Below are 13,287 nucleotides of genomic sequence, written 5' to 3' on the forward strand. Positions count from 1 at the left end.
TAACCAAAGGTGTAAGGGAGCGTTATGGCAAAAAAGTATAAAGTTGCCACGATTGCGGGTGATGGGATTGGTTTAGAAGTTCTACCAGAAGGCATCAAGGTTGTAAAGGCAGCAGCAGACAAATATGGTATTCAACTTCAAATGGATAGCTTTGATTGGGCCAGCTGTGATTATTACCTTGAACACAGCAAAATGATGCCAGATAACTGGTTTGAAGTCTTACAGGAATATGATGCAATCTTCTTTGGTGCAGTGGGTTGGCCTGAAAAGGTACCTGATCACATTTCACTGTGGGGATCGTTGCTCCAGTTCCGCCGTCGTTTTGATCAGTATGTGAATTTACGTCCTGTTCGGTTAATGCCTGGGGTGAAATGTCCATTGGCTGGCAAGCAACCTGGTGATATCGATTTTTATGTGGTTCGTGAAAACAGTGAAGGTGAGTACTCTGCGATTGGTGGAAAAGCATTCGAAGGCACAGATCGTGAGTTTGTCTTGCAGGAAGCAGTTTTTACCCGTCATGGTGTCGATCGCATTTTAAAATATGCGTTTGAATTTGCTGATCAGCGTGAGGCTAAAAAAATCACGGCTGCAACCAAATCTAACGGCATTGCGGTGAGTATGCCGTACTGGGACGAACGTGTTGATGAAATGGCAAAACATTATCCACAAATCAAGGCAGATAAACAGCATGTCGATATTTTAGCGGCACGTTTTGTATTACAACCCGAGCGTTTTGATGTGGTGGTGGCATCGAATTTATTTGGTGACATTTTGTCGGATTTAGGACCTGCATGTACGGGCACGATTGGATTGGCGGCTTCGGCAAACTTAAACCCCGAACGTAAGTTTCCATCATTGTTTGAACCTGTACATGGTTCCGCACCAGATATTTACGGACAACAAATTGCCAATCCGATTGCTGCAATTTGGTCGGGTGCGATGATGCTAGATTTTTTGGCAGACGGTGATGAACAGGTGATTCAAGCGGGGCAGGAAATTATGCAGGCGATTGAGCATGTTTTGGTTCATGGTCCAAAAACACCTGATGTGGGTGGAACTGCAAAAACCTACGAGGTGGGTGATGCGATTGCATCCTGCGTGACTGAGCAAAAAATGGATTTATTCGCGATGGAGTAAATACCCCTTAGGGAATAGTCACTATCCAAGATGGATTGAATAGATATGGATAATCAAATTACAAAACCTTATACAGATAAGACGCTTGCGATCACCAGTCTTGCCGTTGTATTTACATCGGTGGCTGGGCTGGCAATCTACTCCTCTGAATCAATACAACTGGCTGCAAAATGGATGCAGTGGACCACGTCAGTGTTTACCACGCCAGTTCTGTTATTTGCTTTTTTATCAATTATTTTTACCTTTGGTTTGGCCTTCAGTAAATACGGAAAAATCAAGCTTGGTGAGGGGAAGCCCCAATACAGCACCATGTCATGGATTTTCATGTTCATTTTATCGGGGATTGGATCTTCCACCTTGTACTGGGGCTTTTTGGACTGGGCTTATTATTACCAAACCCCAGGTTTAAATTTAGTACCAGAGTCGGCAGATGCACTGAAATACAGTGTGGCTTATTCGTTCTTTCACTCGGGTTTGAGTGCATGGTCGATCTATGCCTTGGCATCGATTTCATTGTGCTACAGCTATCATGTCAGAAAGAATAAAGGCTTGAGTTTGGCATCCGTGATTGAAGCAGTGACAGGCTTTAAAGCAACAGGTCCAGTTGGACGTGTGGTCGATCTGATGTTTTTGTTGTGTATGTTTGGTGCCTTGACCATTTCACTGGTTTTGACTGCTGTCACCTTTACCAACATTCTGTCGCAACTAACCGGTATTCCAAATACCTTCATGACCAAAGTAATCATCATTCTAGCGGTATCCATCTTATTCGCACTGAGCTCTTATGTAGGGATGGATAAAGGCATGCAGCGTTTAAGCCATATGGTGTGCTTGGGTGTGGTGCTGTTTGCGATCTACGTGCTGTGCTTTGGCCCAACCCAGTTCATTATGAATAATTCATTGATGAGTTTTGGCCTGATGGCGACCAACTTTGTGGATATGAGCCTGTTTACCGACCCGATGGGTGATGGAAAATTCACCCGTGAATGGACTGTATTCTATTGGTTATGGTGGATTTCATATGCACCAGGTGTCGCGTTATTCGTAACACGTGTCTCAAAAGGCCGCACCATTAAAGAAGTGATTCTTGCCATGGTCATCGGCGGTAGCGTTGGTTTATGGTTCATCTTCGGTGTGTTTGAGAACTACAGTGTCTATAGCTTTATTCACGGTATGGTCAATGTTCCGCAAATATTGAGCCAGCAAGGTGGTGAAGTGGCGATTAGTCAACTGTTGGGGTTGTTGCCTGCAGGCAAGCTGATGATGTGGTTATTCCTTGGCATCATGGTGATTTTCCTTGCAGCACATATGGATGCAGTAGGCTATGCCGTTTCTGCAACCTGTACCCGCGGTCTGCGTGAAGGACAGGATCCATCACCGAATGCACGTTTATTCTGGTGTGTGATGTTAACACTGGTTCCGATTGCGATGATTTTCTCGAAGGCGCCGTTAGACACCATGAAAACTGCGACGATTGTGACTGCCTTGCCGTTTATTGTGATTATTCTGGTGCAGACTTATGGTTTGGTGAAGTGGTTGATTGAGGATTATTCCAAAGTGCCATCGCATTTGATCGAGCAGAGTAGCTTTAGTGAGCTGGAAGCCCTTGAGCATACTGATTCAAATCGACAGATGCAGATTGATATTGCGGCAACACCACGTGCACATAAAAGCAGTCAAAAGGAATTGTTATGACACAGCAACCGAACACGCGCTATGAGTTAAGCGAAGAAATGCAAAGTCTGGTGTATTGGAGCAGCATTTATTCAGCAGCGGATAACGATATTGATTCAATTCGTGCAGCCTATGATGCCATGTGTCTGCATTATACCTTGCCACGTGATGGTACGGTCAATATTGAAGATAAAACTGTTGCGCATGCCACTCATCCCGTCAATGTTCGGCTGTATTCACCACTGGGCGCGGCACCTGAAGCGGGTTGGCCTTGTATTCTGTTTATCCATGGTGGCGGCTGGATGTTAGGTAATCTGGATTCACATGAGTTTATCACCCGCTATTTATGTCGTGATCTGAATGTTGCGGTCCTGAGTGTCGATTATCGTTTGGTACCAGAACATCATTTTCCAGCTGCTTATAACGATTGTGAAACGGTTTATCAGTGGCTACGCGGGCATGGCGCAGATTGGAACATTAACCCGGCGCAGATTGTGTTAGCAGGCGACAGTGCAGGCGGCAATTTAGCCGCGGCACTGGCGGTTCAGTTGCAGCATACAGGGAGTCAGGCCTGTGGTTTGGCTTTGATCTATCCATGTTTGTGGAGCAGTTTTGATACAGCGTCTTGCCTGCAGCATGCCCATGCGCCGTTACTGACGCTAGAAGAAATGCATTATTACCTGAAACAATATGCACCGAATGAAAGTGACTGGAAAGATACACGTTTAGCACCACTGAATGCACAGGATTTTTCTGCCATGCCGCGCAGTTTTGTTGCGGTTGCTGAATACGATCCACTGAGTGACGACGGGCGTATTTTCGTGGACAAGTTAAAACAAGCCAATATTGCTGCCGAGTTTTATCTCGGCAAAGGATTACTGCATGGCAGTTTACGTTTAGTGCGGGACTGTCCTGTGGTACAGGATTTATATCAGCACATACTGAGTTCGTTAAAGCAAATGTTCAAGTGATTTGAACATCGCCAATTTTGATAAAACGGTCGTTAGGACAAAAGAGTTTAATGGAGTAAAACCATGAATGCAGTTGAAAAATTACCAGAAGATTTCTGTTCAAACCCAGATGTGGCATGGACATTCCCCAAAGTGTTTTACACATCTTCTCAGGTGTTTGAACGTGAAAAAGAAGAAATTTTTGCGAAAAGCTGGATTTGCGTGGCACATGGCAGTGAAGTTGCACAAGCCAATGACTATATTACCCGTAAAGTGATTGGTGAAAATATCATCGTGATTCGTGGCAAAGACAGCGTATTGCGTGCATTTTATAATGTCTGCCCGCATCGTGGTCATGAGTTGTTAAGTGGCAGCGGCAAAGCCAAGAATGTGATTACCTGTCCGTATCATGCATGGACCTTTAAGCTAGATGGTAGTTTGGCGTTGGCGCGTAACTGTGATCATGTCGAGTCTTTCGACAAGCAAAACTCCAGCATGGTGCCGTTAAAAGTTGAAGAATACGGTGGTTTTGTCTTTATCAATATGGATGAAAATGCCACTTGTGTTGAAGATCAATTGCCTGAATTTGCACAGAAACTGAATGAAGCCTGTGCAGTAATCAAAGACTTGAAACTGGCGGCACGTTTTGTAACGGAAACACCTGCAAACTGGAAAGTGATCGTGGATAACTATTTAGAATGTTATCACTGTGGCCCAGCGCACCCTGGTTTTGCCGATTCGGTACAGGTTGATAAATACTGGCACACCACGCATCAAAACTGGACGCTGCAATATGGTTATGCACGTTCTTCAGAAAAGTCATTCAAGCTTGATCCATCAGTCAAAGATCCGACTTTTAGCGGTTTCTGGACGTGGCCTTGCACCATGTTTAACGTGCCACCAGGTGCAAACTTCATGACCGTGATCTATGAGTTTCCGATGGATGCGGAAACCACTTTGCAACACTACGATATTTTCTTTACCAATGAAGAGTTGACTCAAGATCAGAAAGATTTGATTGAATGGTACCGCAATGTCTTCCGTCCTGAAGACCTTGAACTGGTTGAAAGTGTACAACGTGGCTTGAAATCACGGGGTTATCGCGGTCAGGGCCGTATCATGACCGATAAGCAACGTTCAGGCATCAGTGAGCATGGTATCGCGTATTTCCAGAATCTTGTTGCGCAGTACCACAAGTAATTTTGTCTCAGGCTCATTCAAGGGTACGGTGAAAATAAGACCGTACCTTGCTTTCAATCGATAGGATCATGACATGTCAAGTTTGCAAGGAAGTCAATTATTTCAACAACGCGGATTGATTAATGGCCAATGGGTCAATGCGCAAAGCAAGGCAACCCTTCCTGTGACCAATCCAGCGACGGGTGAAGAAATCGGTCTGATTCCGAATATGGGTGCTGCGGAAGCCACTGAAGCGGTTGAAGTGGCTTATCAGGCTTTAGCAGCGTGGAAAGGATTAACGGCACAAAAACGTGCCGACCTGTTATTGGCTTGGCATCAACTGGTTTTGAGTCATGCTGATCAACTGGCACGGATCATGACCATTGAGCAGGGTAAACCTTTAGCCGAAGCTTTGGGTGAAGTGAAATATGCAGCTTCATTTATTCAATGGTTTGCGGAAGAGGGTAAACGCGTTTATGGCGATGTGATTCCAACCACCAATAGCCAGCAGCGTTTTATTGTCACCAAAGAACCTGTCGGCGTGGTTGCTGCGATTACGCCGTGGAATTTCCCGATCGCGATGATTACCCGCAAAGCTGCGCCTGCTTTGGCTGCGGGCTGTACCATCGTGATTAAACCTGCCAATGAAACCCCATATTGTGCACTTGCGATTGCTAAACTGGCTGAAATGGCAGGTATTCCAGCAGGTGTCATTAATGTGGTGACAGGCAAATCGCAAGAAATTGGTTCGGTATTTACCAGCCATGAAAAAGTCAAAAAACTGACTTTTACTGGTTCTACACCTGTCGGACGTTTATTGATGCAGCAATGTTCAGATACCATCAAAAAACTGGCACTTGAACTGGGTGGCAACGCACCACTCATCATCTTTGATGATGCCGATCTGGATAAAGCGGTTCAAGGCGCGATCTTTGCCAAGTTCCGTAATGCAGGGCAAACCTGTGTCTGTGCCAATCGAATTTATGTCCATGACAAGATTTATCAGGCATTTACCGAGAAGTTTGTACAAGAAGTACAGAAATTCAAAATTGGTAATGGTTTGGAACAGAATGTACAGATTGGCCCGTTAATCAATGAAAAGGCCGTGCTTAAAGCCCGACAGTTAATTGATGATGCCTGTGGCAAAGGTGCCCATGTGGCGTGCGGTGGTAAACAACATGCACTTGGACAAACCTTCTTTCAACCCACTGTTTTAACCGATGTTTCGCGTGACATGAACATTGTTCAGGAAGAAATTTTTGGTCCTGTAGCACCTTTGATTCGCTTCACTGATGAGGCTGATGTGGTCGCGCAAGCCAATGATACGATTTTTGGTTTAGCGGCCTACGTCTATAGCGAAAACATTTCACGCATCTGGCGTGTTGCTGAACAGCTGGAATATGGCATGGTCGGGATGAATTCAACCGCTATTTCCAATGAAGTCGTGCCATTTGGTGGTGTTAAGCAATCAGGTGTTGGCCGTGAAGGTTCAAAATACGGTTTAGAAGAGTTTATGACCATTAAATATATGTGTTTGGGATTATAGGAACAATGCCTGTTAGGACGATCAGAATTGACGGTTCAACAAGCAATATGCAGTTAAAATTAGAAAATGCTTAGATGAGCAGCATGCGGTAAAGAGGATTTAGACATGGCTAGTCATTATGAAATGTTCCCATCAGTGGTCACTCGTGTAGAGCAACTGACCCCACTGATTAAACGGTTCACATTTAAACGTCAGGATGGACAAAATTTCCCTCAATTTAATGGTGGCAGTCATATCATTGTCAAAATGAATGACCAACTGTCGAATGCCTATTCACTGATGAGCTGTGCTCAAGATCTTTCGATTTACCAAGTCTGTGTACGTAAGGATATCGAAGGTAAGGGTGGCTCTGTCTATATGCATGATCAGTGCAATGAAGGCTGTGAAATTCTGATTTCTGAACCAAAGAATTTATTTCCGTTGGCGGAAGAAGGTGAGAAACATATTTTAATTGCGGGGGGAATTGGTATTACCCCGTTTGTACCACAAATGGATGAGCTGGCAGCGCGTGGTGCAAACTTTGAATTGCATTATGCATACCGTTCGCCAGAACATGCTGCGTTGTTAGAAGAACTCAAGCAAAAGCATGGTGAACATATTGTTAGCTATGTTGATTCAGATGGAAAATGTCTTGATCTGGATCAATTGATTGGGTCTCAACCCAAAGGGACGCATGTCTATGTGTGTGGGCCTAAACCGATGATTGATGCAGTGATTGATCGTTGTAATTACTATCGCTACCGCGATGAATATATCCATTGGGAGCAATTTGCGTCTACCGTACCAGAAGAGGGTGAAGCATTTACGGTGATATTGGCAAAATCCAATCAGCAAGTCGAAGTGCAAGGCAATCAAACGATTTTACAAGCGATTGAACTCCTCAATCTTGATGTGGAATGCTTATGTCGTGAAGGAGTCTGTGGCACGTGTGAAACCATGATTCTAGAAGGGGAAGCCGAACATTTTGATCAATATCTGAGTGATGATGAAAAAGCCTCACAGCAGTCGATGATGATCTGTGTATCTCGTGCTAAGGGTAAAAAGCTGATACTCGATCTTTAAATGTTCAGTTATGATTTTAAAACCATGAAAAAGCAGCCGAAGCTGCTTTTTTAATTATGGAAAATTTAATTCAGATTTATTTCTTAGTTTTCTTGGTTTTTAAATACTCTTGATAGGCTTCTTCGGCAAAACGTCTTAATGAATCTCCAATGGCCGCATATTGGTATTCATTTAGGTTTGCTAATGATGCACGGGCAGAAGGATGTTGCACACCAAAACCAGAACCTGGTAAGAGCACTACACCTGTTTCATCGGCTACACGGAATAGAAGTTCGGTTGGATTCTTGTTTTTCATCACCCAGTTGGCAAAATCATCTCCGTACAATGTTCGAGAGGTATTTTCCAAATTAACCAATGTATAGTAATCGACAGAGTTCGGATCAGAAGGGACTTCGACCCCTAATTGACGGTACAGTGCCGCATCACGCTCACGTACCACGGATTTGACCGCCTTCTTATAGTTCTGCTGAGAATCCATCATATTGAACAGCGCAAACAGTACCATTTGCACTTGCTGCGGTGTAGAAAGGCCTGCGGTATGATTCAGTGCAACATTACGACTATCCGCGACCAGACGGTCAATGAATTTAATTTTGGCTGGGTCGGTGGTTAAAGAAGAATAACGTTCTTCAAGTTCCTTCTTGTCTTTTTTCGATAATGCAGCCAACTTTTGATCAAGAATATTATTATTCGAAAGGGCGATAACTCCCAGTCTCCAACCCGTTGCTCCAAAATATTTCGAGAATGAATACACCAAAATGGTATTGTCTGGGCAGATCGCAAACAGTGATTTGAAATTGTCTGCGAAAGTACCGTAAACATCATCGGTTAAGATAATCAGGTCAGGTCGTTTTTTAACGATATTAGCCAAGATCGCCAAGCCTTCATCACTTAGTTTTACTGAAGGGGGGTTACTTGGATTGACAAGGAAGAAGGCTTTAATTGATGGATCTTCAAGTTTCCGCAATTCAGATTCAGGATACTGCCAACCGAGTTTTGGATCTGCTTCAATCAAAACTTCTTCGAGCTGATAGTCATTCAGTTTCGGGATTTCTAAATAGGGCGTGAAAATTGGGCTACCAATTGCAATTCGATCGCCATTGGCAATAATTTTATTTTCTTTTAATGAATTAAAAATATAGGCCATTGCCGCTGTGCCACCTTCGACAGCAAATAAGTCCAAGCCTTCCTTAGGCATGCCTTGTACGCCCATTTCACGAAGAATGTATTCTTTGATAATTGATTCGCTAATACGTAGCATTCGATCTGGAACAGGGTAGTTACAGCCTAAAATCCCTTCAACCATTTCCAGTAAAAATGCATCGGGATCTAAACCAAGCTGATCTCTCACATAGGAAATGGCTTTACCGAGGAATACTACACCTGGTTTATCCCGATTGTGCATAATGAAATTATCGAAGCGAGATTGCAGACCGACAGGGCGAGGAAAACCGCCCAGACCTTCTGGCATATACGAAAAAGAAAATTCTGACTCTGTGGTAGAAAACAGCCCCAATTGGAAGAATGCTCGACGCGGAACCGTGGCTAAAAAGTTCGGATTCCCACGTCCTGCATTGAGCATCAGCCTGTCTGTTTTACTTTGGGCAAGCTCGATTAAGTTGTCTTTTAGTTCGAATGGGCTAAGTTTTGAGTATTTTGAATAATCAACGTTCCCCATGGGAAGTCTCCTTAATTATAGTTGAAGCAATAAGCGATTGAATACACATTGTCTTTAGGCAAGGCCAACGATCAGTGGGCCAAGCAAGGTCAAGAATACGTTTGCCAGTGCATAAGTAATGGCGAAAGGAACGGTCGGAATCGAATTTCCTGCTTTATCTAAGATGGCACCAAAAGCAGGGTTGGCACTGCGTGAGCCTGATAGCGCACCGGCCATCACTGCAACGTTGTCATAACGGAGCACATAACGTGCAAAAAGCATGGAAAGAATCAGAGGAACTAAGGTCACCACAACCCCGATCATAAATAGGGACAGACCGCTGTCTTTAATGGTTTGAATCGCCTGTAGACCAGATTGTAAGCCAACCGCAGCGACGAATCCTGCAAGACCGAGATCTTTCAGCAGTTGCGATGCTGCTAAAGGCATATTGCCATGGACTTGATTACGACTACGCAACCAACCAAATAAAAGACCTGAGAGTAGGGCACCACCGCCAGCACCCAGAGTCAATGGAACATCACCTAAACGGATGACAAAAAGACCAATCAGCAAACCGACTACAAGGCCTGCACCGTGGAATATCCAGTCGGTTTTTAAGCTTTCTGGTAGTGCTGCACCTGCTTCTTTGACTAAACGATCAAGATCGCTTTTAGTCCCATAGACGGTAATGACATCGCCTTGTTGCAGCACGGTATCATCACTCAAACTTTGGGCTTCATCATTCCGTTTAATCCCCAGTACGTAAATCCCATGTTTTAGATAGGCAGGGGTATTGGTTTTGATATCGCCTAAACTACGATTGATATATTTGGAATTTCTTAGGATCACATCTGTGGTATCCATAATCATTTCCATGCCTTGTGAGGACTGTAACTCAGTACCAATTTGGTCTGAAACAGCGACGACACTGGCACGACGTCCAACGATTAATATCACATCATCTGTTTCTAAAGTCAGTTCTGGTGACACATCAATTAATTGATCTTTACGCTTGATTCGCTCGATGGTAATGCTGGCTTCTCGAGCTTCTAATTCCGCAACCGTTTGTCGATTGGCTTGTTTAACTCTATAAATTCGACCAACAATTTCGGGCATGGCAAGTTCTTGCCCTGGGGCTAATTCAAAAGCACCTTTAAGACGTTCAGACTGTGCTTTTAAAGCATCATCGTGAATTTCTTTACCCATAAACTTAGGCAAAATATTCACACAGACAATAATGGCACCCAATGAACCGAAAATATAAGTCACGGCATAACCGATTGCGACATTGGCTTGAAGTTTTTGAATCTCAGTCAAAGGGAGGTCGAGTCGGGAAATCGCATCCCCAGCCGTACCAATAATTGCAGATTGAGTCATACCACCGGCAGCCAATCCAGCCGCCAAGCCTTTATCGAGGTGGAAAAGTTTGGCCATGACTAAAACGGTAATTAAACCACTGACGGCCATAAAGATGGCTAACAGGATTTCTTTTATCGATTGAGGACCAAGTGATTTAAAGAATTGGGGACCACTTTCAAAACCAACCGCATAAATGAATAATGCAAACAAAATGGCTTTGACCCCATTGTCGACGGGCACACCGATAAGACTTAGCACTACTGCAACAAGGAGGGAACCTGCCACACCGCCAAACTGAAATTTTCCGAATTGAAATTGACCGATCCAGAAACCGATTGCCAATGAGAGGAACAATAAGATTTCTGGGCTATGTTTTAATTCGCCTTGTAACCATTCAATCATTTTTCGATCTCACTTTTATTATTCGATCTATCTTTAGGTTTGAAATTTATTTATTTTTCATGTGTTTTTTAAAATACTATGCTTCTGTAGCGAATACAAATGAGTTGTATTTTAAGAACTTGTTTTTTATAAAATATTTATTTATCAACAGGTTGTTTTTAAATCTAATTGGATAGATAAACAGCAAACGTGAAATTTAAGCTGTTTATTACAATATGTTATTTTTCTATACAAAAAATAACACTTTAGCCTATCTCTTATATTTTGTGAGATAAATATCAGATTTAATCAATAGTGTTAAATTTTCATTGAGTCTAGGCCTTTTTATAGAAAAAGTATTGAATTTAAAATGTTGTGGCACTTAATTTTTGAATTTAATATTTTGCTTACATCAATGTGTATTGAAAAATTGAAACTTCTATTGGCGGGTAAAAATATAATGAATTTTCACTAAATTAATGTTCATTTAAGCAAAGGCGATTAATTTAAAGATACGGACATAAGCCGTAGCAGCAATACACCTTTTGCCACATTTCCAGATGTGGCTTTTTTTTGTCCGATTAAATCACTTGACGTAAGTCACGAGCCGTTTCTTGTAGTAAAGGTAAAATATGGGCAATTAAATAATCCTGAGTGGTGCGCATGGTCGGAGACACGATATTTAAGGCAGCAACGACGGTTGCATTGGAATCGTATATAGGCACAGCTACAGCATGTACTCCCAGTTCGTGTTCTTCACAGGAATAGCACCAGTCTTGTTCTTTGATTTCATGTAGTAACTCTAAAAATAGATCACTTTCGGTATGGGTATATTTAGTTAGACGTTTTAACGGATATTTTTCTAACCATCGTTTTTGCTGTTCAGGCGTTAAGTGTGCAAGTAAAATCTTTCCAGCAGAAGTTGCATGAGCAGGGAGTCTATTGCCTAGATGTAAGCCATAAGGATTGACCCGATCGGTTTGTTGGTGAGCCGCACTACGGGCAATGGTAATCGCTTCATAACCATCTAAAACCATCACGGAGTAAATCAACGAGGTTTGATTGGTTAAAAGATTTAATAAGGGCTGACATATTTTAGGAAGTGTAGATCCATCAAGATAAGCACCCGAAAACTTAAGAATCTTGGGCGATAGATAATAATAATGTCCATCAAAATCTAAATAGCCTAAGTATTCCAAAGTGAGTAAGTGGCGTCGAGCAGCAGCACGAGTCATACCCGTTTTTTCTGCAGCAGTACTCATATTTAAGCGATGCCGTTCGGGGCCGAAGCATTCCAAAATTGCCAAGCCTTTTGCGATTCCCGCAATAAAGTCTTCATGCCGAATTATTTTTTTGTTTTCATTATGGTGAATCAAACGTGGATTCTTTTCCTGTTCATTTTCCATGATTTAGACATCCTTGCTAAAACGATTTCTTTAATAAAAACATTCTAAGCGAAAGATGACTATTTTACTTGGATAATGTTCGATGATCGAACATAAAAAATAATAATCGAACAAAATGCGTTTCTAAGCCTAGAAGTGAAAGCAGAATTTATCAAGAATGAATAGAAGAAATCCGAACAAAGCACTCGACTTAATTTCATCGGTTTTCAGGATGAAAATACGAGTGATGCATCGTACAGGAAGTAGTCAGATGATTGATAAAAGCACGCTCTCACTAACCGAGGCGCTATCACAAATCAAAGATGGAGCAACCATCATGATTGGTGGTTTCGGCACTGCAGGACAACCCGCTGAACTGATAGATGGATTGATCGAACTTGGTATCAAAGATTTGGTCATCGTCAATAACAATGCTGGCAATGGGGATTATGGATTGGCCAAACTGCTTAAAACAGGTGCGGTTCGCAAGATTATCTGTTCTTTCCCACGTCAATCAGACTCTTGGGTCTTCGATGAACTCTATCATGCCGGTAAGATTGAACTGGAACTGGTGCCACAAGGCAATCTGGCTTGTCGTATTCAAGCTGCGGGTATGGGCTTAGGCGCAGTCTTCACTCCAACTGGCTTTGGTACTTTACTGGCAGAAGGCAAGGAAACCCGTCATATTGATGGCAAAGACTATGTACTTGAATATCCGATCAAAGCTGACTTTGCTCTAATCAAAGCGCACAAGGGCGATCGTTGGGGCAATCTGGTCTATAACAAATCTGCACGTAACTTTGGTCCGATCATGGCCATGGCTGCCGATGTCACTATTGCCCAGGTCTCTGAACTGGCTGAACTCGGTCAGCTTGATCCTGAACACATCATTACCCCAGGGATTTTTGTCCAGCATGTGGTCGCTGTTGAGGCGACGACTGGCGCAGGAGCATAAAC

10 protein-coding genes are annotated in these 13,287 nt (G+C 43.0%); 7 read left to right on the forward strand and 3 right to left on the reverse strand.

Going from position 1 to position 13,287, the window contains the following annotated elements; genetic code table 11:
• The first annotated feature begins 24 nt into the window (after window positions 1-24).
• From F909_RS10050 to cntB, 6 genes are all read left to right on the forward strand, one after another.
• The gene (locus tag F909_RS10050) at window positions 25-1,137 is read left to right on the forward strand and encodes a tartrate dehydrogenase (RefSeq protein WP_005150778.1); all 1,113 of its coding nucleotides are present in this window, start codon (window positions 25-27) and stop codon (window positions 1,135-1,137) included.
• A 39-nt stretch (window positions 1,138-1,176) separates the two neighbouring features.
• Window positions 1,177-2,832: a BCCT family transporter gene (locus tag F909_RS10045; protein ID WP_171067302.1), complete on the forward strand. Its 1,656-nt coding sequence runs from the start codon at window positions 1,177-1,179 to the stop codon at window positions 2,830-2,832.
• A complete protein-coding gene (locus F909_RS10040) occupies window positions 2,829-3,782 on the forward strand; it encodes an alpha/beta hydrolase (RefSeq protein WP_005150782.1) in 954 nt (317 codons plus the stop codon). Before F909_RS10045 ends, F909_RS10040 begins: the two co-directional genes overlap by 4 nt.
• A gap of 63 nt (window positions 3,783-3,845) precedes the next feature.
• Window positions 3,846-4,961 carry a carnitine monooxygenase subunit alpha gene (cntA, locus tag F909_RS10035; RefSeq protein ID WP_005150788.1) on the forward strand — a complete coding sequence of 372 codons (1,116 nt, stop codon included), beginning with the start codon at window positions 3,846-3,848 and terminating at the stop codon, window positions 4,959-4,961.
• A 73-nt stretch (window positions 4,962-5,034) separates the two neighbouring features.
• Window positions 5,035-6,486 carry an NAD-dependent succinate-semialdehyde dehydrogenase gene (locus tag F909_RS10030; RefSeq protein WP_005150790.1) on the forward strand — a complete coding sequence of 484 codons (1,452 nt, stop codon included), beginning with the start codon at window positions 5,035-5,037 and terminating at the stop codon, window positions 6,484-6,486.
• 105 nt (window positions 6,487-6,591) lie between these two features.
• On the forward strand, window positions 6,592-7,548 hold the full coding sequence (cntB, locus tag F909_RS10025; protein ID WP_005150792.1) for a carnitine monooxygenase, reductase subunit CntB: 957 nt from the start codon (window positions 6,592-6,594) through the stop codon (window positions 7,546-7,548).
• A 76-nt stretch (window positions 7,549-7,624) separates the two neighbouring features.
• On the opposite strand, the gene F909_RS10020 is transcribed toward cntB, so the two are convergent.
• The 3 genes from F909_RS10020 to pcaU form a co-directional block, all read right to left on the reverse strand.
• Complete coding sequence (locus F909_RS10020) at window positions 7,625-9,226, reverse strand: bifunctional aspartate transaminase/aspartate 4-decarboxylase (RefSeq protein WP_005150793.1); 1,602 nt, start codon at window positions 9,224-9,226, stop codon at window positions 7,625-7,627.
• A 54-nt stretch (window positions 9,227-9,280) separates the two neighbouring features.
• On the reverse strand, window positions 9,281-10,966 hold the full coding sequence (gene aspT, locus F909_RS10015) for an aspartate-alanine antiporter (protein ID WP_005150797.1): 1,686 nt from the start codon (window positions 10,964-10,966) through the stop codon (window positions 9,281-9,283).
• 560 nt (window positions 10,967-11,526) lie between these two features.
• The gene (gene pcaU / locus F909_RS10010; protein WP_005150798.1) at window positions 11,527-12,351 is read right to left on the reverse strand and encodes an IclR family transcriptional regulator PcaU; all 825 of its coding nucleotides are present in this window, start codon (window positions 12,349-12,351) and stop codon (window positions 11,527-11,529) included.
• Window positions 12,352-12,601: 250 nt separating this feature from the next.
• On the opposite strand from pcaU, the gene F909_RS10005 reads away from it, so the two are divergent.
• Entirely contained in the window at window positions 12,602-13,285 is a 684-nt protein-coding gene (locus F909_RS10005; RefSeq protein ID WP_005150799.1) for a 3-oxoacid CoA-transferase subunit A, read from the forward strand.
• The last annotated feature ends 2 nt before the right edge of the window (window positions 13,286-13,287 follow it).

The organism is Acinetobacter sp. ANC 3929, assembly GCF_000369405.1.
In the GTDB taxonomy this organism is placed as follows: Bacteria; Pseudomonadota; Gammaproteobacteria; order Pseudomonadales; family Moraxellaceae; genus Acinetobacter.